Below are 21,107 nucleotides of genomic sequence, written 5' to 3'. Positions count from 1 at the left end.
TAGGTTTTTCTGTACCATCTCACCTAAACATCATTAATCATTCTATGCATTTATAAAGCTCAGAAATCGTTTGCTAGTTTTCGTTTTAGCCCCCTGCAAACAAAGTTCTGAATCAGTGTGAGAGGAACCAAGTAAGCCGTTGATGCATCTTATACTGCTATTTCTAAGTGCAACTTTACGGCCGGTTTAGGTGACACCCTCACGTGATTAAGGCACAATAGATGGCTACTCAATTAGGATTGAATTTGCACGGTATAAATTGCCTGCCAATCCTTGTTCAAGCTGGCGGATAGGCTCACAAGTAGGCCCATAAGCAGGCCAACGAACAGGCCAGCTAGCAGGCCAAAAATAAGCTAAAAAACAGGCCCAAAAATAAGCCAGCTAGCAGGTTAAAAAGCAGGGCCAAAAAACAGCTCAATAAAAAATAAAATAAGCCAACAAAAGCGGGAGTTTATGAGCGCACAGCCATTTGTTCATCTGCGTATTCATAGTGATTTTTCTATGGTAGATGGCTTGCAAAAAATCAAGCCAATTTGTAACCGCGTTGCCGAACTCGGTATGCCTGCCATGGCATTAACCGACGAAATGAATTTGTGCGGTTTAGTGCGTTATTATCAAACCTCTCGCAGCCTTGGCCTGAAGCCCATTATTGGTGCTGATTTAAATGTTCTCAGCGACGATTGGCCCGATGAACCCTTCCGCCTTACCGCCCTAGCCATGAATGCAGAAGGTTATAAAAATCTCACCATTCTTATTTCTGAAGGTTATTTGCGCGGCCATCGTTGCAACAAGCCTTGTATTGATCAAGCGTGGCTGGCCGAGTGGGGTGCAGGGTTAATTTTGCTTTCGGGCGGAAAAGATGGCGATATCGCCAGAGCGCAACTGCGGAATCAACGTAAGGCATTAGATAACAGCATAGCCTTTTACCAAACAAATTTTACTGATCGCTTTTATCTCGAGCTCGTAAGAACCGGCCGTGCAGAAGAAGAGAATAGCTTGCATGCAGCGGTAGCACTGGCGGCAGAACACGAGCTTCCAGTTGTTGCTACGAATGAAGTAGTGTTTCTCAAAGAAGATGATTTCGAAGCCCATGAAATTCGTGCGGCGATTCATGATAGCTACACGCTTGCTGATCCGCGGCGGCCAAAAAAATACAGCCAACAGCAATACTTACGCTCTTCCGAAGAAATGCAGGCGCTATTTGCCGATATTCCAGAAGCCATCAGCAACACAGTTGAAATTGCCCGCCGCTGTAATGTTAGTGTGCGCCTTAATGAATACTTTTTGCCGAACTTTCCCACCGGTGGCCTTACCGAAAAAGAATTTTTAGTTAAAAAATCTCAAGAAGGCCTTGAAGAGCGCTTGGAATTTCTCTTTCCTGATCCAGAAAAGCGGGCGGCAGCTCGTGGTGAATATGATGAGCGCCTCGCCATTGAGCTGGAAGTAATTAATAACATGGGGTTCCCTGGTTACTTCTTGATCGTGATGGAGTTTATCCAGTGGAGCAAAGATAACAACATTCCCGTAGGCCCTGGCCGTGGTTCCGGTGCCGGCTCTTTGGTGGCTTACGCACTAAAAATCACTGATTTGGATCCCCTTGAGTTTGATCTACTTTTCGAGCGTTTCTTAAACCCTGAACGAGTATCCATGCCAGATTTCGATGTGGATTTTTGTATGGATCGCCGTGATGAGGTAATTGACCACGTTGCCGAACTCTATGGCCGCGAAGCGGTATCGCAGATCATTACATTCGGAACCATGGCGGCGAAGGCGGTAGTGCGTGATGTTGGCCGAGTGCTGGGGCATCCTTACGGGTTTGTGGATCGGATTTCAAAACTTATTCCCCCCACACCGGGCATGACCTTAGAACAAGCCTTTGTTGAAGAACCGCGGTTGCCGGAATTGTATGAAAGCGATGATGATGTTCGCGAAGTTATCGATATGGCACGGCGTTTAGAGGGCGTTACCCGTAATGCGGGTAAGCATGCCGGTGGTGTGGTAATTGCACCTACCAAAATCACTGATTTCACGCCACTTTATTGCGATTCGGAAGGCCGTTTCCCGGTTACACAATTTGATAAAAACGATGTGGAAACGGCCGGCCTAGTAAAATTCGATTTCTTAGGCTTACGAACCCTCACTATTATTCAATGGGCATTGGATATGGTGAATCCGCGGCGGCAACAAGAAGGCAAAGAGCCGATTTTAATTGAGAGTATCCCACTTACCGATCAGCGTTGTTTCGATGTTCTGAAAAAAGGCGATACTACCGCGGTATTCCAGCTGGAATCGCGGGGTATGAAAGAACTAATTAAACGGCTACGGCCAGATAGCTTTGAAGATATTATCGCCTTGGTAGCACTCTTTCGGCCAGGCCCATTGCAATCGGGCATGGTGGATAACTTTATCGATCGGAAACACGGCAAAGAAGCTGTTTCGTATCCAGATTCTACCTATCAACACGATAGCCTGAAACCTATTTTAGAACCAACTTACGGCGTTATTCTTTATCAAGAACAAGTGATGCAGATTGCGCAGGTGCTCGCTGGTTATTCACTCGGTGGTGCTGATTTATTACGCCGCGCTATGGGTAAGAAAAAGCCGGAAGAAATGGCAAAACAGCGGGAAGTGTTCCGCCAGGGTGCCGCAGAAAATAACATTGACCCAGAATTGGCAATGAAGATTTTCGATTTGGTGGAAAAATTTGCCGGTTATGGGTTTAACAAATCCCACTCCGCGGCCTATGCATTGGTTTCTTATCAAACCTTGTGGATGAAAGTGCATTATCCGGCTGAGTTTATGGCTGCGGTGATGTCAGCGGATATGGATAACACCGATAAAATTGTTACCTTGGTAGATGAATGTGAGCGCATGGGGCTGACCATTCTTCCACCGGATGTTAACGCCGGCCAATACAAGTTTACGGTTGATGCTGAAGGCCGCGTAGTGTATGGCATTGGCGCTATTAAAGGGGTAGGTGAGGGGCCGATTGAATCGATTATCGCGGCGCGTGCCGAAGGCGCGTTCACAGATCTCTTTGATTTTTGTTGCCGAGTTGATTTAAAGCGGCTAAATCGGCGAGTGATGGAGCGTTTGATTCGCGCTGGCGCCATGGATTCATTGGGGCCACACCGCGCTACGCTCATGGCGAGTTTAGATAAAGCTATGCGCCAAGCGGAGCAGCACGCCCAGGCGGAAGCGGTTGGGCAACACGATTTGTTTGGTGTTTTGGCGGCAGAGCCCGATAAAATTGAACATGAGTTTGAACATGTGGCGCCTTGGCCCGAGGGGGTATGGCTTGAAGGGGAGCGGGAAACCCTAGGGTTGTATCTTACTGGGCATCCAGTGAACCGTTACCGCAAAGAGTTGTCGAAGTATACCAGTTGTCGTTTAGCGGATATTCGCACTACACGGAAGGGCGAGCAGCTCTCAGTTGCCGGTTTGGTGCTCGATACGCGCTCGATGATCAACAAAAAGAATCAACGTTGGGGGTTATTTACCCTAGATGATAAAAGTGCGCGTTTAGAAATTCGCTTGTTTAATCGCGAATATGAGCAATATGAAGCATTGCTCGAGAAAGACCAAATTCTCTGGGTGAAAGGAGAGATCCGATTTGATTCTTTCGCTGGGGGCAATACAATGACCGCCAGTGAAGTTATGACTTTAGAGCAAGCGCGGGCACAATATGTTCGCGCTTTAGAATTATCGCTTACACTTAAAGACAACGAAATACCGCAACAAGTGATAAATATTATCCGGGAAGCACCGAGAGGAACTTGTCCGGTTCGTTTTGTTTGTCAGATTGAAGGCGCTGCGGCGTTGCTCGAGGCAGGACCCGATTGGTTTATAGAGCCGGGCGATGATTTGCTATATGAATTAAAATTGCAGTTGGGCGAAGAGAATGTCCGGCTGAGCTTTGAATAAATTTGGAAGCCACTGATGAATCTTAATTTTTTAGACTTCGAAAAACCTATTGCGGAACTGCAAGCGCAAATTGATGAATTGCGCGCAGTTGGTGCGAAAGGTGATCTTGATATTGATTTAGAAAAAGAAGTTAAACAGCTACAAAAAAAGCGTACTGAGTTAACTGAAAAGATTTATGGCAATTTAGGCGCATGGCAAGTAGCCCAATTAGCGCGGCACCCGTTGCGCCCTTACACGCTTGATTACATCAAGCTAATCTTTACCGAGTTTGATGAGTTAGCCGGTGATCGCGCGTTTGCGGATGATAAAGCGATTGTGGGCGGAATTGCTCGCTTGGATGGCAAGCCGGTAATGGTGATTGGCCAACAAAAAGGCCGAGAAACCAAAGAAAAGGTACGCCGCAATTTTGGTATGCCAAAGCCCGAAGGTTATCGCAAAGCCCTACGCCTGTTGGAAATGGCGGAGCGCTTTAATATGCCGATTATTACCTTTATCGATACGCCTGGCGCCTACCCCGGTATTGGCGCTGAAGAGCGGGGCCAAAGTGAAGCGATTGCTCGAAATCTGAAAGTTATGGCGCGGTTAAATGTGCCGATTCTTTGCACGGTTATTGGCGAGGGCGGATCTGGTGGTGCGTTAGCCATTGGTGTTGGTGATAAAGTGAATATGCTGCAGTACAGCACTTACTCGGTAATTTCGCCTGAGGGCTGTGCATCGATTTTGTGGAAGAGTGCCACAAAAGCAAACTTAGCTGCTGAAGCCATGGGTGTTACCGCTCAGAGTTCTTTGGAGCTTGGCCTTATCGATGAAATCATTGCCGAACCTCTCGGTGGTGCGCATCGTGATTACAACGAAACCGCCAGCCGCATTAAGCAACACATTCTAGCTGATTTAGATGCGTTATCTGGTTTATCGAAAGAAGAGCTACTTGAACGCCGCTATCAGAAATTAATGTCGTTCGGTTACAATTAAAAACATCAATCGCGCTTCGTAAGGAGCTTAAAGTATTGGTTACTACCGATCTATATCCTGATTTCGCCAAGCAGCTGGATAGCTTAGCGCTTAGCCCCGGCCACCAAATTGTGGTGGCCCTCGGGGGTGGTGCAGATTCACAGAGCGTGCTTGATCTTACCTTGCGTTACCGTGAAGAACATCCAGAATACACTTACCTAGCGATTCACCTTGATCATTACTTTCACCCAGATTCACCCAAGTGGGCGGAGTTTCTGCGCGCCTATTGCCAAAAATCGGAAATTTCTGCCGTTGTGGAGCCCCTGGCTGTGCCCTCGGGTGCTCGATTAAGTAAAGAAGAGCAAGGGCGCAATGCCAGGTATCAGCGCATGGCTGAATTAACCGAAGATAACGCGGTTATTTTGCTGGGCCAGCATCGCAACGATCAAACCGAAACTTTCTTATTGCAGTTAAAGCGCGGTGCCGGGCCCAAAGGCTTAGCTGCAATGGCGCGAGAATCGGCATTTGTGGGTAATCGCCGATTATTTCGGCCCTTGTTAAGTATTACCAAGGCAGAGATTTATGCCTATGCCCATGCCCATGGTGTTGAATGGATTGAGGATGACACCAACACCGATACCACCATTGAGCGTAACTTTTTACGCTGCGAGATTATTCCCATTTTAACCGCGCGTTGGCCGCAATTTCTCGATACGGTGGCGCGTTCAGCTCAGCTATGTGCCGAACAAACAGCGTTACTCGATGAATTACTGCAGGAGCATCTACAAGCTCAGTTAGAAAGTGATGGCCGCTTGCACCTGCAAGGCTGGTGGCAGCTTTCGGAGATGCGGCAAAGAGCGCTTTTGCGGGCATGGCTGCAGCACCTTTCAGCGCCTATTCCAAGTTTTGCGGTACTGAATGAACTGACTACGCAAATTCAGCGTAGTACTGGCGGAAAAAAAGTGCGTGTGCAATGGGCTAATATAGAAGTGTACCGCCAACAGAAGTGGTTAGTTTTGAAGCGCGAGCGATAAACTAGCGAAAATGCACGATGAATGGATTTTTGAAACATTTTGTTACATTTTCCTTGCCGTTTTCGCGAATAAGTTGAATTTTAGGCGCTGACAAGGGGAATAAATAAGCGGATAATACGGTTATAATTTCAGCGCGGTTGGGTAGTTGTAAGCGAATGAGGCGGCAAACTACCAAAATGTGCAGAAAAGTGCGAACTAGGCCCGAGCCAATAAGCACCAAGTACGCAGAGCGAAAACAGCGCAACCTTAAAACATTTACTACAATAAGAATTTAAACAAGGTAACTTCCTACCATGGCCATGAAAAAACGCTTTATCTTCCTGCCGATCATTTTGATTGCTGCTGCCATTGTAATTTTTATTTTCATGGGTAAGGCGCGAACGCCGCCGCCGCAACAAACTAATGAACGTTTGCCGGTTTTAGTTGAATATCACTTGGCGGAACGCAAAGAAGTGCAGTTTTCAGTGCCGGCGCAGGGAAATGTTATGCCCCGCTTTGCAACGCAAGTTACAGCTGAAGTGTCCGGGCGTATTGCGTGGGTGTCGCCTAAGTTTGAAGCTGGTGGTTTTTTCGATGCTGGCGAACCAATGCTGCGAATCGATGAGTTTGATTACGCTACTGCCGTAGAGGAAGCCAAAGCAAATCTTGCCCGAGCGCAGGCCTCAGTAGCAGAGGAACGGGCTCGCGGCCAAGTTGCCGAGGCGGAATGGCGCTCCATAGAAGCAGGTGACATACCAGATCTAGGCTTACGCCGGCCGCAAATTGCCAGCGAACTTGCCAATTTGCGCTCAGCAGAAGCGCGATTAGCACAAGCCGAGCGCAACCTTGAGCGAACCGAGATAAAAGCCCCATTTGCCGGGGTGCTACAAGCACGCAATGTGAACCTCGGCCAATATATTTCAGTGAACAGTAATGTGGCTACCTTATTCGGTACCGATACTGCCGAAATTCGTTTGCCCCTCTCGGATTTCGATTTAGCGTTACTTGATGTGCCCACCGGCCGAGAGCCTAATTTTGTTGGGCCAAGAGTGATTTTACGGGCCGAGATTGGTGGCCTTACGCGGCAGTGGCTGGGTAACCTAGTTCGAACCGAAGGTGTAGTGGATAGTGATCGGCGCGTAACCTTTGCGGTAGTGGAAGTGCTCGATCCCTACAACCGCGATGAAGCACCACACGCACAGCCGCTTACCTTTGGCCGCTTTGTACGTGCAGAGGTACAAGGCATTAGTGTACAAGGCCTCATTGAATTGCCGCGCTACGCTGTGAATAGTAATCAGCAAGTTTGGGTGATTACCTCGGAAAACACCATTGAACAGCGCACAATCGATGTGTATCGGCGCATTAACGATACCGTTTATGTAAGCGGTGGTTTGCAAGATGGTGAGCGCGTTATGCTCACGCAGTTAGAAACGCCCTTGAATGGTATGCGCGTGCGCACCCCCGATGATATTGAAAGCCCTCGTGGCCAAACCGCGGCGAACGAGGAATAAGCAATGGCGAATGAACCAATAGAGAAAGAAACCGGGATTATTGCTTGGTTTACCCGAAATCGAGTAGCAGCTAACTTGCTCATGATTCTGATTATCGTGGCGGGGGTGATTTCGGTATTTCAAATCCGCAAGCAAACCTTTCCTACTATCGAGCCTAATTTAATTAGTGTTCGGGTCATATACCCGGGCGCGGCGCCGCAAGAAGTAGAGCAAGGCGTGGTTATTCGTATTGAAGATGCCATTGATGAAATTGAGGGCATAAAACGCATTAATAGTACCTCGCGGGAAGGGATGGGTACCGTAAATATTGAGGTGGAAAGCGGCTACGAGATCCAGGAAGTAATGGATGAAGTGCGCATGAATGTGGATGGCATTTCCAGCTTTCCAAATCAAATTGAGCCGCCATTGGTATATCGAATTCGCCCGCAACAATCGATTATTTGGGTGTCGATTTACGGTGATCTCGATGAACGCTTACGCAAAGATTTAGCTCGCGAAGTGCGTGATGATATTCGTTCGCTGCCGGGCATTTCCAATGCAACCTTGGTAGGCGCGCGCAACGATGAAATTTCCATTGAAATCACTGAAAATGAATTGCGCCAACACAACTTAACCTTTCAAGAGGTAGTGCAAGCGGTTCGTGGCACATCAATTGATATTCCGGGCGGCACGATTCGCACGCCAACCGGCGATATTTTGTTGCGAGCGAAAGGGCAAAGCTACAGCGGTATGGAATTTGAAGATATCGTGCTCAAGCGCTTCCCCGATGGCACTCGCCTTACCATTGGTGATATTGCCATTGTGCGCGATGATTTTGTGGAAACCCGTTCCTTTGCCGAATTTGATGGCAGCCGAGCTACCTTTGTACGCGTGAACTCTGTTGGTGAACAAAACGATTTAGCCATCGCGCAAGCGGTAAAAGGCTACATTGATGAGAAGGCACCTACGTTGCCTGAAGGTGTAATGCTAGCCCATTGGGGTGATAGCTCATATTACTTGCAGGGCCGCCTCGATCTCATGTTGAAAAACATGTATTTCGGTATTGCCTTGGTGTTTATTGCGCTTACATTATTCTTGCAGTTGCGTTTAGCGTTTTGGGTGATGATTGGTTTGCCGGTGTGCTTCTTGGGCGCATTGGCAATGATGAACCTTGGAACCTTTAACGTTTCCATTAATATGATTTCGTTGTTTGGCTTCATTCTCGTGCTGGGGATAGTGGTGGATGATGCCATTATTATCGGCGAGAGTGCCTATTCCGAAATAGAGGAAAACGGAAAATCAGAGGAAAGTGTTATTCGCGGTGCGAAGAAAGTAGCGCTACCGGCAACTTTTGGCGTGTTAACCACCGTAGTGGCCTTTTTACCCATGCTCATGGTGGGCGGCACGATGGCGCCGATTTGGGAATCTATCGCCTATGTGGTGATATTCTGTTTGCTGTTCTCTTTGGTGGAATCGAAATGGATACTACCAGCTCACATTAATGGCATGAAGTATTCAAAAACCTCTGAAAGCAAACAAAATGCCTTCCAACGCTTTCGTAATCGCTTCGCCAATGGTTTAAAAACCTTTGTTGAAAATCGTTATCGGCCATTTGCAAATCTGTGTGTGAAGCATCGCTACACCACCATTGCCAGTTTCATTGCGCTGGCAATCATTATGGGCGGTTTGTTATCAGGTGGCTTTGTACGTTGGGTTTTCTTCCCGAATATCCCAAGTGATTTCCTACAAGCTAACGTAGAAATGCAGCCAGGCACCAACGAGGAGGTTACCGCCCGTACCTTAACTACGATTCGTGAAGAGCTTTACAAAATGCACGAAGAGTATAAGCAGGAAGAAGGTGAAGATCTGCTTGCTCACGTGAACATGTTCTTAAATAGCGCTGAGCAGGGCACGCTGTTCGTTGAATTATCGAAAGGTGAGCAACGGGAAATTGATGGTTTTAGCGTGATTAATGAATGGCGTGAGCGTATTCCTGAGTTAGCCGGTGTGAAAGATTTGAATTTCAGCGGTTCTGCGGGTGGCCCTGGTGGCGGTTATGATATTGAATTTCAACTTAGCGGCACCGATTTAGATGCTCTATCCGCTGCAGCGGTGGAGCTAAGAACAGCACTCGCGCAATATGGCGGTGTGTTCGATATTTCCGATACATTCGGTGCTCCGCGTGAAGAAATTCAATTGCGGTTATTGCCGGCAGCCGATGCCGCAGGGATTACCTTGCAAGACCTTGCAAGCCAAGTGCGCAGTGCGTTTTATGGTGCCGAAGCGCAACGCTTGCCGCGGGATGATGAAGAAGTTCGCGTAATGGTGCGCTATCCGTTGGAAGAGCGGCAATCCATTGGTAACCTCGAAAATATGATGATTCGCGCCGCCGATGGGCGCGAAATACCTTTCCGCGAACTTGCCACCAACGAGGTTGGTGATGGCTTCAGCACCATTAATCGGGTAAACGGTGTGAGAAGCGTGAACGTGCGCGCGCGGGTAGATAAAGATCGGGTAGAGCCCAGTGCGGTTATTCGGGATATTCGTGAAAACTATCTACCGGATATCTTGCAGCATTATCCACAGGTACAGTTCGGTTTAGAAGGGGCTAGCTTAGATGAGCAAGAAGCATTAGGCGCGCTGGCATTAGGCGCTGTATTTGCCATGTTTGGTATCTATGCCTTAATGGCGATACCGTTAAAATCGTATAGCCAGCCATTGATCATTATGTCGGTTATTCCTTTCGGTATCATCGGTGCCATTTTTGGCCACTTTGTGCTGCAAATGCCGCTAAGCCTATTAAGTTTATTCGGTATCATTGCCCTTGCTGGGGTAGTAGTAAACGATAGCTTGATTTTGGTGGATTATGTAAACAACACCAAAGCGAAAGTGAAGAGTTTACAAGAAGCGGTAGTGAACGCGGGGTGCTCACGGTTCCGAGCTATTGTGCTTACCTCACTCACCACCTTTATGGGCTTGGCGCCCATTGTATTAGAGCGCAGTATGCAGGCTAAATTTGTAATACCCATGGCAATCTCGTTAGCCTTTGGTATTCTTTTTGCCACTGTAATCACCTTGTTGCTGATTCCTTGTTTGTATATGGTTCTTGATGATATTAAACGCTTATTCGGTGGCGGCCACGACAAAGAAATCGCTGCCGCTGATGAGGAAACAGTAATCCAAGGATGATGCGCTCGGTGTTAAATTTTATTATCGCTTTAGTTTTTGATTAAGGTGGAAAATTTGGAAGGGAATGTGCACGCATTCCCTTCTTTCTTTTGCTAAATCCGCTACACTTGTGCCATTAATGATTAACTTTTAGGGTGCGCCATGCCATCAATTCCTCTGATTGATATTATTGCTTTCGCTTGGTTTCTGTTTGTTTGGATTGGTTATGCAACCTTCGCTCGCAAACGTGCAAAAACCTATCATTGTTTATCAAGTATTCTATGCACGCTACGCGTTGAGTGGATGAATGCTGTGGTGCATAAGGAAAATCATATTGCGGATGCGGCGCTAGTGGGTAATGTTGAGCGCACGGTAACCTTTTTTGCCTCCTCAACCATCTTCGTTCTCGCTGGTGTACTTACCGTAATTGCCTCAAATGATGCCTTCGTGCGGGTGCTTGAGGAAATGCCCTTTACCGCCGAACAAAGCCATGGCCTAGTTTTAATGAAACTCTGTGGTATTGCCGCCATTATGGTTTACGCATTTTTCAAATTTACTTGGGCGGTACGCCAGTTTGGTTTCGTATCGATTTTGCTCGGTATGGCCCCCTCAATTTCACGGCCAACCGTGGAATTAAAAGAGCGAGAGGCCTTTTCTTTGAACACCGCAAAAGTGCTGGATCAAGCTGGCCATGAATATAATTATGGTTTACGTGCGTATTACTTTGCGCTGGCTTACTTATCTTGGTTCGCGAGCCCTTGGCTATTTATTTTGATGAGCATAATTGTGATCGCCATCTTGTATCGCCGCGAATATAAATCGCATGTGTTGCGCGCACTTTTAGCCACAAAAGGCTATGAGCCGGGGCCAAAAAACAAAGGCGATTTTTGATTTAACGAACGCATTGAAATGAGCTAACAATAAAATATGGAGTGGTTGTGATTACCGAATTTTCAGAACAGAACTTTTTAGCATTTACTCGAGAGCATGAGTGGGGCGCTGATATCCAGGTTGAACAACAACTGAGTAGCGGCATTACCATGCAGATATGGGATAGTGGTGTGGTGGTTTTCACACCGGCGCAAGAAACTGCAGCGCTGGATTTAATTCTATCTTGCGCTGTGCATGGCGATGAAACCGCACCCATCGAAATCTGCGATGAACTCATTGAAAATATCCGTTCTGGCCGATTGCAGCTAGGCTGCCGCGTGATGTTTTTAATCGCAAACCCGGCGGCCATTAATATTGGCAAACGCTTCGTTGAAGAAAATATGAACCGTTTGTTTAGCGGCGTCCACAGTAAGGGTGAGGGCTTGGTAAATCGGGAGCGTGAGCGAGCAAAGGCCATTGAAGGCTATGTTGGCAAGTTCTTCCACAGTGCGCCGTCCGGCGTTCGCCAACGCTTGCATTATGATATGCACACGGCTATTCGTGATTCCAAACATGAGAAATTTGCGGTATATCCTTTTACCCACGGCGCGCCTTATAAAAAGCAACAGCTGCAGTTATTACAGCAATTGGATGTGCCGGTCGTTTTATTGCACGATGGCCCCACCACCACATTTTCCTATTTTTCCGTAAACGAATTTAACGCCGATGCATTCACGTTGGAACTCGGTAAAGTAAAACCTTTCGGTGAAAACGATATGCAACGGTTTGCAAAAACTAAAAAGCAATTAGTTCGTTTATTAACTGAGGGGCCAGTTCTTGACCATGAGTTTGCGGCTGATGCCTTGCAGATCTACAAAGTGCAACGCAGCATCAATCGTACGCAAGAAGATTTTCGCTTACATTTCCCCGATGATGTCGCCAATTTCACACCCTTTAGCTTAGGTGATGTTTTGGCCACCGACGGTGAGAACGCCATTCCTGTAGAAACCGAAGGCGAGGCGGTTATTTTCCCAAATGCGAAAGTGGCCATTGGCCAGCGGGCGCTATTAACCGTGTTACCGATTCCCGCGGAACAGTTAGCATTACAATAATCAGATAAGCGCTATTTTGGTGCTAGCTCAGCGGTTTTTCAGCGCGAGAGCATGAATAGCCGAAAGGCTGTACGCCAGAATGAACAGTTATTTGCGGGAACTGATGCAACAAAATTTGCAACACAGTTAACGTAAAGGTAAAGTTCGCGACAAAGTTTTAACATCTTAGAGTTCTAACATCTTAGAGAGAGAGCTATGGCTAAGCAAATGGCAAAGGATCCTCAGAAAACCGCAGTGGTTACTGAACTGCAGGTGATCGAGGGTAACGCATTGAATATCCCAATGTATCAGTTGCTGAAAGAAGATGGCAGCGTGCACAAAGGTGCCGAGTTACCAGAGATCGATAAAGAGCTGGCATTAAAAATGTTTGATACCATGCAGTTTATCCGCGTATTGGATGAGCGCATGATTGCTGCCCAGCGGCAAGGGCGAATTAGCTTTTACCTTTCATCACTTGGTGAAGAAGCGGCGGCTATTGGTTCCGCGGCGGCATTAAAATTTGAAGACATGATCATGGGCCAGTACCGTGAACAGGGCGCTTTGGCGTTCCGCGGCTTCACTATTGAACAATTCATGAATCAATTATTCTCGAATGCAAAAGATTTAGGCAAAGGCCGGCAGATGCCGGTGCACTATGGTTCTGCTGCACTTAACTTCATGACCATCTCTTCACCGCTTGGAACACAAATTCCCCAAGCTTCAGGCTATGCCTTTGGGCAAAAGCAAAGTGGCGATAAAACGTGCACCTTATGTTATTTCGGTGAAGGCGCTGCCTCTGAAGGCGATTTCCACGCTGGTATGAATATGGCAGCAGTATTGAAAGTGCCTGCTATATTTTTCTGCCGCAACAATGGTTACGCAATTTCTACGCCAGCAGCTGAACAGTTTGCTGGTGATGGTATTGCGCCCCGTGCGGTAGGTTATGGCATGAAAGCGATTCGGGTTGATGGTAACGATATTTTTGCGGTTTACAAAGCTACGCAAGAAGCACGCCGTTTAGCCGTGGAAGAAAATGAACCTGTGCTGATTGAAGCGATGTCGTATCGTATGGCTGGCCATTCAACTTCAGATGATCCAACGGGCTATCGCTCGCGGGAAGAAGAAGAAGCACGCCGGGTTCGCGAACCTATGATTCGGTTCCGTAATTGGCTAGTGAAGCAGGGCTGGATTACCGAAGAAGAAGCCGATGCCCAGCAAAAAGCACACAAAGACACCGTGCTCACTGCCTTGAAAGAAGCTGAGAAGATTGAGGTTCCACGCATTGATGAAATCATTACAGATGTGTATGCCGAGCCTACAGAGGCCCTGAAAGTTCAGCTGGAAGAGTTAAAAGCGCATATTCGTAAATATCCAGATGCATACCCGAATACCGCAGGAGGTGCAAAATAATGGCTAAAATGAATTTGCTCCAAGCCATCAATAGTGCCCTCGATGTGGCGATGGCGAAAAACGATAAAGTGTCTGTTTTTGGTGAAGATGTTGGCCACTTCGGTGGTGTTTTCCGCGCTACCAGTGGTTTACAAGAAAAATACGGCCGTGCCCGTTGCTTCAACACGCCATTGGTTGAGCAAGGCATTATTGGTTTTGCCAATGGTTTAGCGGCGCAAGGCAGCTTTCCGGTGGCAGAAATTCAGTTCGGTGATTATATTTTCCCGGCCTTCGATCAGATCGTAAACGAAACCGCTAAGTTCCGTTATCGCTCAGGTAATGAATTTAATGTGGGTGGTTTAACCATTCGCACACCATACGGTGGCGGTATTCATGGTGGCCACTATCACTCACAATCACCAGAAGCTTACTTTGCCCATACACCTGGCTTGAAAATTGTAATGCCGCGTAACCCTTACCAAGCGAAGGGCTTATTGCTAAGCGCTATTTTTGATCCAAACCCAGTGCTCTTCATGGAACCAAAGCGTTTGTATCGCGCGGCCGTGGGCGAAGTGCCAGAAGAGGAATATACCTTGCCACTCGGTAAAGCCGAAGTAGTGCAGGAAGGTACCGATGTTACTGTAATCGGTTGGGGCGCTCAGGTTGAAGTAATCGAACGGGCCGCAGAGCTTGCGAAGAAAGATGGTGTGAGCGTTGAAATTATTGATTTACGCAGCATTCTGCCGTGGGATGTAGACACAGTAGCGAAATCTGTTATGAAAACTGGCCGCGCCGTGGTAAGCCAAGAAGCGCCGCATACTATGGCTTTTGGTAGTGAAGTTGCTGCAACGATTCAAGAGCGTTGTTTCTTGTATCTGGAATCACCGGTAATGCGTGCTTCTGGCATTGATACGCCGTATCCACTAGCGCATGAGAAAGAGTACTTTTCAGACCATCTGAAAACGTATGAAGCCATTAAGCGTTCACTGAATTACTAATAGGAGCTCGCATGAGTACTGATTTCATTTTACCGGATATCGGCGAAGGTATCGTTGAGTGTGAAATCGTTGAATGGCAGGTCCAGGAAGGCGATTCAGTTCAAGAAGATCAAGTTGTGGTTGAGGTAATGACCGATAAAGCGGTGGTAGAAATTCCCGCGAAATTCGATGGCACCGTAACCAAGCTGTATTACGCGAAAGGCGATATCGCCAAAGTGGGTGAGCCTTTGTTTGCCATTGATTCGGAATCAGGGAACGCGCCGGCAGTAGCTGAGAGTAAACCACAACCAGCAGAGCCTGCGGATTCTTCTGCCGAGGAAGTAAAAACAGAATCAAACGCAGAGCCAGTGAAAGAGAGCCAAGCTGATAACCAAGGCGATGCCGCCAATTTTATCTTACCGGATATTGGTGAGGGTATTGTTGAATGCGAAATCGTTGAGTGGCGCGTGAGCGAAGGCGATAGCGTGGAAGAAGACCAAGTTGTGGTTGAAGTAATGACCGACAAAGCAGTGGTTGAGATTCCGGCTAAATCAGATGGCACCGTAAGTAAGCTGTTTTATGCCAAAGGCGACATTGCTCGCGTAGGCGAGCCGTTATTTGCGCTTACAACAGCTTCTGATGCGCCCGCTAACAACGCCGGCAGCGATGTTAGCACTAGCACGAACACCAGTACAAAGGGTGCTGCACAGAGCCAATCGCAAGCGCCTGTTGCATCAACGGCTCGAGAAGCCGGTGGAGAGTTTGAACCACCACAACCTGCAGCCGATGGCAAAGCACTAGCAAGCCCTGCGGTGCGCCGCCGCGCCCGTGAAGCCGGTATTGATTTAGTAAAGGTGCAAGGTTCGGGTAAGAAAGGCCGAATTCTCAAAGAAGATTTAGAAAATGTAGCTGGGCAAGGTTCACAACCCACAGAGCAAACTGCGCGCGCGGAACAAACAGAAAGTGCGAAATCAGCACCGAGCTCTAACACCGGTGCTAAGCCTACTGGCGGTTCTCGTACTGAGCCAGTTCGTGGTGTACGAGCTGCAATGGCCAAGCAAATGGCGGAATCGGTTCGCACCATTCCACATTTCACCTATGCCGAAGAGTTTGATTTAACTGATTTGCGTATCATGCACGCGAAGTTAAAAGCTCAGTATGCAGAGCAGGGCGTTCGCCTTACCTTGATGCCGTTCTTCATTAAAGCGATGAGCTTGGCATTGAGCGAATTCCCAATTATGAACGCGCAAATTAACGATGATGCTACGGAAATTACCTATTTCGATGACCACAACATTGGTATGGCAGTAGCCACCAAAGTGGGCTTGATGGTGCCAAATATCAAGCAAGTGCAGAATAAATCACTGCTTGAGGTGGCCGAAGAAGTGAATCGATTAACAGCATCGGCTCGAGAAGGGAAAGTAGCCCAAGCGGATATGAAAGGTGGCACTATCACCATCTCAAATATCGGCGTTGTTGGTGGAACGGTTACTACTCCAATCATCAACAAACCAGAAGCGGCTATTGTGGCGCTCGGTAAAGTGCAAACACTACCGCGCTTCGCCGCGGATGGCAGTGTTGTGGGCCGTGATTTAATGACCGCGAGTTGGTCGGGCGATCACCGTATTATCGATGGTGCAACGATTGCCAACTTCAACAAGCGCTGGCAGCAGTTCTTAGAAGATCCCATGCAGATGCTCACGGTTATGCGTTAGGTTAAATGAGTTGATGTTGGTTATCGGAGTGTAACTTGATAGCTGAACATCACAGATAATTAAAAAGGGCTCCTTCGATCTTTGAAGTGAGCCCTTTTTGTTTGCTTGGCTGTGCTAATGTTTGGCTTTAACGTTTGGTTTCAACGCTTGGCGGATAATTTACGCACTAGGTTTGGAAAAAAGCGTTGCAGCGTAGGCGCCAGCTTACTTAAACCTTTACCTACAATTACTTCATCTCGATCTTGCTCAATGGCTTTAATAATCGCTGCTGCGCACTCTTCAGGGCTAATGCCACCGGTGATATCGGGATCTTCTTGATTGAGTTTACTGCCATCGCCGGTAAGTGCGTTATGAGAAACTTGGGTGCGCACAAAACCGGGGCAAATAGTTGTGAAATGCACATTGTGCTCGGCCATTTCGGCGCGAGCACAATCCATAAAACCAATCACACCAAATTTAGCACCCGAGTAGCCACTGCGTAACTTACTTCCCACTTTTCCGGCCACGCTGGCGATGGTAACTACGTGGCCTTGTTTGCGTGCTTGCATTTGCGCTAGCACTGATTTTGTTAATGCAATAACACTAAAATAATCGATTTCCATAAGCTGACGATAAACGCTTAAATCGGTATCGAGAACGGCACTGCGTTGGGAAACACCGGCATTGTTTATCAAGACATCGATAGTTTCGTTAGCTACCAGATCCTGGCCATGTTGAAACGCGTTTTCGGGGTTGCTCAAATCTAGGGAGAATACCCGATGATTGCCAGGTAAACGCTCGGCAAGCTCATTGAGCGTAGCTTCACTGCGCGCGGTAAGAATGAGGCGTGCTCCTTTTTCTGCGAGTGCTTCGGCGAGCGCTAAGCCAATTCCTGAAGATGCTCCCGTGAGCCATATGGTTTTGCCGTTAATCTTGCTCATGTGCTATTCCTCATCATTGCCTTGAGTACAAACGCGCTTATCGCTGCTGGCCAGCTTCGATAACATCGCGAACAGGTTTAAAGCTCTTACGGTGAATCGGGCTTGCGCCATGCTTTTGTAAGGCTTCGAGGTGGGCAGCGGTGCCGTAGGCTTTGTGCTGAGCAAAATTATACTCGGGGTAGCGATCATGCCATTCGAGCATTTGCCGATCGCGCTCAACCTTCGCCAATATGGAAGCGGCGCCAATGCAGGCCTCTTTTAAATCACCTTTGATAATGGCTTCCGCTGGAATCGCCAACTTGGGCACACGGTTCCCATCAATTAAGGCTTTGTGCGCCGCAATGGGCAAGGATTCAATCGCCCGCTTCATAGCTAACATCGAGGCTTGCAAGATATTGATATCGTCGATTTCATCGGCATCACATTGCGCTATCGCCCAGGCTAAGGCTTTTTCTTTAATCTCAATGCTGAGCGCCGCCCGCTTTTTTTCACTTAACTTTTTCGAATCAGTAATGCCGGTGATCGGGTTTTCCGGGTCAAGAATTACCGCCGCGGCAACCACCGGCCCAGCAATGGGCCCGCGGCCGGCCTCATCGGCTCCGCAAATGTAAAAGGGCCCAGCATTTAAGCCCGCACTCTCGGTAGTGTTCGCGGTCATTAAAAACACACCTTATGAACTAGCGTGCGAATCTGTGCTTGCGCTGGGCTGATTTCTGCCAAGGTAATGAATTCATCCGGTTGGTGCGCCTGTTGAATTGAGCCTGGGCCCATTACAATAGTTTCACAACCTAAGGCATCAACAAAAGGTGCTTCAGTGCAGTAATTTGCCGGTTCAGCAGGGTTACCACTAATCGCTTCAGCCATTTTCACCAAGGCAGAATCCGCAGGGCATTCATAGCCAGGAATGGGATCGTGCATAGGTATAATCTCTAAAGCACCGGGGTACAATGCTTGTAGCGGCGCTAGCTGGGTGCTCAACATCTCATTCAAGGTATCAATGCGCATACCGGGTAATGGCCGCATATCCATGTGCAGCTCACAACATGCGCAAATACGGTTAGCGGCATCGCCACCATGAATGTGGCCGAAGTTTAAGGTTGGATACGGTACTTCGAAAGCGGCGTGATGAAACTTATCTTTAAACGATTGCTCCAGCTTTTTCAGTTCGCCAAGGGCCTCATGCATGATGCTTATGGCATTTAAGCCTGCTGCTGGCTTGGAACTATGGCCTGAGCGGCCGGTGATACGCACACAATCGGTAGTGTGGCCTTTGTGCATGCGCACAGGCACCATATTGGTTGGTTCACCGATAACGGCAAATTCGGGCTTTAAGTTGGCAAAACGGTGCAGCTCGCGGGCGCCGGCCATACTAGTTTCTTCATCAGCGGTCGCTAAAATCCGTAGTGGCTTTTTCAGCTGGCTTAAATCGAGATCGCGAATCGCTTCGATAACAAAGGCGAAAAAGCCTTTCATATCGGCGCTGCCCAAGCCATACAGGCGGTTATCAGCTTCCGTTAAAGTAAATGGGTCGCGCGTCCAGCGGCCTTCATCCCAAGGCACGGTATCGGTGTGGCCGGCTAAAAGCAGGCCACTGGCTTCACCATTAGTAGGGGCCGGGCCAATGCTGGCAAGTAAATTATATTTACCCGCTTGTTTTTCCAATTCCTGAATTTCTACTGTAAAGCCTAAGCTGGATAGCCACAAACCCAGTAAATCAATAACTTGGCGGTTACTAATATCCCAAGTGGGCTCTAGGCATGATACCGAGGGCGCAGCAATAAGCTGGCGATACATTTCAATAAAAGAGGGTAGCGTTGCAACAGACATTTAGGCTCCTTTCACTTGGAAAGCAAGTAACTCATCGATGACCAACCATCGATGAACAATCATGGAATTTATCTTAGCACGCTTACTAAAAAGAAAGGAGCCAAACCCATACCGGGCTCAGCTCCTTTTTATCTAACTTAAACGTTGTGGTTATATATTAAGCAGGGTAGGTGTAGCTAGATTGTAACCCCAGCGGTAAACCAATTCCCCAGTAAATTAATAAGAACGCTGACCACAATACCAAGAGCGCCACAGAGTAGGGCAACATCAGCGACACCAAGGTGCCAATACCAGTGCCTTTCACGTAACGTTGGCAATAAACAACAACGAGCGGGAAGTACGGCAGCAACGGCGTGATAATGTTACTCGATGAATCCCCCACACGGTATGCTGCCTGAGTTAAATCAGGCGAGATACCGAGCTGCATAAGCATAGGTACAAAAATCGGCGCGATAAGCATCCACTTGGCTGAAGCTGAACCAACGAAAAGGTTGATAAAGGCCACCAAGAAAATAATACCCACCAAGGTAACGCCACCCGGCAACGCTAGAGCTTGTAAAATATTTGCGCCTTTAATCGAGAGCAGGATACCTAAGTTGGAATCGCCAAACGCTTTGATAAAGAGCGCACAGAAGAATGCCATTACCATGTAATAGGCCATGCCTTCCATGGATTTGGTCATGGCAGTGATCACATCACGCGATTCTTTAAAGTTACCACTTACGTAACCGTGCACAATGCCAGGCACCCAAAACAGCAAGAAAATCAGCGGTACAATTGATTGCATCAATGGCGCGTTGAAAGATGCAATTGCCGCTGTTTCTGGATCCCGCAAGGCTGAACCTTCAGGCACAGTTACCGCGATTAGAATGATAACACCCAACAGCATAGTGAACGATGCGCTGTAAAATGCTTTGCGATCTTTTGGCGATACTTCTTCGATTTGTGGCATCGCATCGGTATCACCATCGATTTCAGTTGCTTTTAAGCGTGGCTCAATCACCTTATCGGTTAAATACCAACCCACAGCTACCACCAGCAAGGTTGAAGCTGCAGTGAAGCCCCAGTTGTTGAGCGGGTTTAGCATCACTTCCGGGTTGTGCATTTGTGCAGCTGTTTGGGTAATGCCCTGTAGTAAGGGGTCGATCGCACTGGGCACAAAGTTGGCACTAAAGCCGCCCGATACACCCGCAAACGCGGCTGCAATACCCGCTAAAGGATGGCGCCCAGCAGCATAGAAAATAACACCGCCCAAGGGGATAACCAGCACATAGCCGGCATCTACCGCTGTGTGGCTCACAATCGCCACTAAAATCAGCATAGGCGTTAGCAAGGCTTTTGGTGTGGTATTCAATAGCAGTTTGATGCCCACGTTAATAAAGCCACTGCGCTCGGCAACACCGATACCTAACATGGCCACCAGCACTACCCCAAGTGGCGCAAAGTACATAAAAGTATTCACCATGGTGGCTAAAAAGTTCGCCATTGCGGTAGGTGCTAGGAGGTTATTCACCGTGATTTCAACACCGGTGCGCGGGTCGATTTCTGAATAGGTGAATTGCGAAAAGATTAAGCTTAAAAACCAAATAATAACCAATAAACCTGCAAACATTACGGCTGGGTCTGGAAGTTTATTACCTATTACTTCAACTTTATTTAATAAACGGTTGAGCAAGCCGGATTGTGCATCCGTAACTTTATTATCTTCGCTCATTATGAAATTCCCCGTGGTTAACCACTGTTATCATTGTTGTATCGCTTCGGTATAGAGC

At 47.8% G+C, this 21,107-nt stretch carries 14 protein-coding genes; 10 read left to right on the top strand and 4 right to left on the bottom strand.

Translation table 11 applies throughout. The annotated features are described in order from the left end of the window. Positions 1-453 precede the first annotated feature (453 nt). The 10 genes from dnaE to CWE08_RS05490 all read left to right on the top strand — a co-directional run bounded on the left by dnaE (position 454) and on the right by CWE08_RS05490 (position 16,588). Positions 454-3,924 (top strand): DNA polymerase III subunit alpha, encoded by a 3,471-nt coding sequence (gene dnaE, locus CWE08_RS05535; protein WP_126766452.1) that lies wholly within the window; start codon positions 454-456, stop codon positions 3,922-3,924. 15 nt (positions 3,925-3,939) lie between these two features. Further along, positions 3,940-4,896, top strand: coding sequence for an acetyl-CoA carboxylase carboxyl transferase subunit alpha (gene accA, locus CWE08_RS05530; RefSeq protein ID WP_126766449.1), 957 nt, complete (start codon positions 3,940-3,942; stop codon positions 4,894-4,896). Positions 4,897-4,931: 35 nt separating this feature from the next. Further along, a complete protein-coding gene (tilS, locus tag CWE08_RS05525; RefSeq protein ID WP_126766447.1) occupies positions 4,932-5,909 on the top strand; it encodes a tRNA lysidine(34) synthetase TilS in 978 nt (325 codons plus the stop codon). A 293-nt stretch (positions 5,910-6,202) separates the two neighbouring features. Then, on the top strand, positions 6,203-7,399 hold the full coding sequence (locus CWE08_RS05520; protein ID WP_126766444.1) for an efflux RND transporter periplasmic adaptor subunit: 1,197 nt from the start codon (positions 6,203-6,205) through the stop codon (positions 7,397-7,399). Positions 7,400-7,402: 3 nt separating this feature from the next. Beyond that, entirely contained in the window at positions 7,403-10,567 is a 3,165-nt protein-coding gene (locus CWE08_RS05515; protein ID WP_126766441.1) for an efflux RND transporter permease subunit, read from the top strand. A gap of 141 nt (positions 10,568-10,708) precedes the next feature. Further along, positions 10,709-11,437: a DUF599 domain-containing protein gene (locus CWE08_RS05510; protein WP_126766439.1), complete on the top strand. Its 729-nt coding sequence runs from the start codon at positions 10,709-10,711 to the stop codon at positions 11,435-11,437. Positions 11,438-11,484: 47 nt separating this feature from the next. Continuing rightward, complete coding sequence (gene astE / locus CWE08_RS05505; RefSeq protein ID WP_126766436.1) at positions 11,485-12,528, top strand: succinylglutamate desuccinylase; 1,044 nt, start codon at positions 11,485-11,487, stop codon at positions 12,526-12,528. A 195-nt stretch (positions 12,529-12,723) separates the two neighbouring features. Continuing rightward, entirely contained in the window at positions 12,724-13,917 is a 1,194-nt protein-coding gene (locus tag CWE08_RS05500; protein WP_420837075.1) for a thiamine pyrophosphate-dependent dehydrogenase E1 component subunit alpha, read from the top strand. Continuing rightward, the gene (locus CWE08_RS05495; protein ID WP_126766433.1) at positions 13,917-14,894 is read left to right on the top strand and encodes an alpha-ketoacid dehydrogenase subunit beta; all 978 of its coding nucleotides are present in this window, start codon (positions 13,917-13,919) and stop codon (positions 14,892-14,894) included. The genes CWE08_RS05500 and CWE08_RS05495 overlap by 1 nt, the downstream gene beginning before the upstream one ends. A gap of 11 nt (positions 14,895-14,905) precedes the next feature. After that, the gene (locus CWE08_RS05490; RefSeq protein WP_126766431.1) at positions 14,906-16,588 is read left to right on the top strand and encodes a dihydrolipoyllysine-residue acetyltransferase; all 1,683 of its coding nucleotides are present in this window, start codon (positions 14,906-14,908) and stop codon (positions 16,586-16,588) included. Between the two features lie 140 nt (positions 16,589-16,728). On the opposite strand, the gene CWE08_RS05485 is transcribed toward CWE08_RS05490, so the two are convergent. The 4 genes from CWE08_RS05485 to CWE08_RS05470 all read right to left on the bottom strand — a co-directional run bounded on the left by CWE08_RS05485 (position 16,729) and on the right by CWE08_RS05470 (position 21,049). Next, positions 16,729-17,508 (bottom strand): SDR family oxidoreductase, encoded by a 780-nt coding sequence (locus CWE08_RS05485; RefSeq protein WP_126766428.1) that lies wholly within the window; start codon positions 17,506-17,508, stop codon positions 16,729-16,731. A 37-nt stretch (positions 17,509-17,545) separates the two neighbouring features. Next, the gene (rnhB, locus tag CWE08_RS05480; RefSeq protein WP_126766425.1) at positions 17,546-18,166 is read right to left on the bottom strand and encodes a ribonuclease HII; all 621 of its coding nucleotides are present in this window, start codon (positions 18,164-18,166) and stop codon (positions 17,546-17,548) included. Next, positions 18,166-19,335 carry an acetylornithine deacetylase gene (gene argE, locus CWE08_RS05475; protein WP_126766422.1) on the bottom strand — a complete coding sequence of 390 codons (1,170 nt, stop codon included), beginning with the start codon at positions 19,333-19,335 and terminating at the stop codon, positions 18,166-18,168. Before argE ends, rnhB begins: the two co-directional genes overlap by 1 nt. Positions 19,336-19,492: 157 nt before the next feature. Then, entirely contained in the window at positions 19,493-21,049 is a 1,557-nt protein-coding gene (locus CWE08_RS05470) for an AbgT family transporter (RefSeq protein ID WP_126766420.1), read from the bottom strand. Positions 21,050-21,107: the final 58 nt, after the last annotated feature.

The organism is Aliidiomarina iranensis (assembly GCF_003987135.1).
GTDB classification, from domain to species: domain Bacteria; phylum Pseudomonadota; class Gammaproteobacteria; order Enterobacterales; family Alteromonadaceae; genus Aliidiomarina; species Aliidiomarina iranensis.
This window is presented reverse-complemented; position numbering and strand designations above follow the sequence as displayed.